The sequence below is a fragment of the Acidovorax sp. Root217 genome (assembly GCF_001428645.1).
GTDB lineage: Bacteria > Pseudomonadota > Gammaproteobacteria > Burkholderiales > Burkholderiaceae_C > Acidovorax.
The window spans coordinates 404-1,672 of record NZ_LMIH01000021.1 but is presented as its reverse complement, the minus strand read 5'-3'; the positions used below and the strand labels follow the sequence as shown (position 1 = coordinate 1,672).

Sequence of the window (1,269 nt, the reverse complement as noted above, 5' to 3'; positions counted from 1 at the left end):
CCCACTGCCGGTTTGAACACCAGGGCGCGAAGCGCGGCCTGGATGTCGGCGGGTGTGCCTGCCGCATGGGTGTACGTGAGCCCGCCATCGGCGGTGGAGAAGCCCGAGGCCGTGAGCGAGGCCGCAGTGAACGCGCCCTTGGCAGCCATGTCCAGCGTGATGATCACCGTCTCCGAAGCACCCACGTCCGGGTCGCTGATGACGATGCCCGCGAACGGCGAGACCGTTGCGTTGTCGTTGACGGCCTGCCCCGCCACGACCCCACTCACGGCGGGCGCCACGTTGTTGCCAGAGACCGTGACCGAATTGCCAAACAGGTCCGCAATCACCACCGCCACGGCCGCACCCGTGTTCCAGTCCTCCAGCATGCCGATGTTGTAGGTGGTGGTGTCGGTGGAGCTCGTGCCATCCTTGTTCAGCCGCAACGCCAACTGGGCCTTGTCGTTGGCGCTCATGGTCATGGTGAAGCTGGTGTTGGACGTGATGTCCACATTGGACGTATCGGTCAGCGTGTAGTTGAACGCCCCCTGGCCCAGAAAGCGAATGCGGTTGGCCGTGATGTCATTGTTCGCCCCGGTCAGCGAGAGGAAGTTGTTGCCCGTGACCACCAGCACGCCGGTGGCCACGTTGTAAGTGGCGCTGGTGACGGTGGGGGCCACCACATTGGTCACCGTGACACCATTGCCCGTCGGGTCGGCCACCACCACGGCGGCGTCTGCCCCGGCGGCCCAGTCCTCTGCGGCGATCAGGTTGTACGTATTGACACTGGTGGAGCTGGTGCCGTTCTTGTTCATGATCAGGTTGGCACCCAGGCGGTCGGCCGCGCTCAGGGTCAGCGTGAAACTGGTGCCGCTGGTGATCTCCACATTGCTGGTGGTGGTCAGCGTGTAGCTGGCACCGCCTTCGCCCTGCAGGCTCAGCTTGTTGGCCACGATGTCATTGGCCGCGCCGGACGCAGCTGTGAGCCCGGTGCCGGTGACCGTCAGCACGCCGGTGTTGGCGTTGTAGACGGAGCTGGTGATGGTCGGGACAGCCACGTTGCTGACCGTGATGGGCGAAGTGGCATCGGCAATGTCGCCGCCGGTGACCACGCTGTTCCAGTCGTCGGCGGCGGCCAGGTTGTAGGTGGTGCCGTTGGTGGAGGTGGTGCCGTTCTTGTTGAACAGCGCCTCCACAGCCACCTGGTCGGCGCCGGCCAGGGTCACGGCAAAGCTGGTGCCCGAGATCACTTCGACATTGCCCGTGGTGCTCAGCGAGCGGGTGGTGCCA

General features: G+C 65.2%; 1 protein-coding gene. It reads right to left on the bottom strand.

Annotation, left to right across the window (positions count from 1 at the left end; genetic code table 11):
• Positions 1 to 1,269: hypothetical protein (locus ASE31_RS19865; protein ID WP_200961137.1), on the bottom strand; the 1,269-nt coding region annotated here is incomplete at both ends.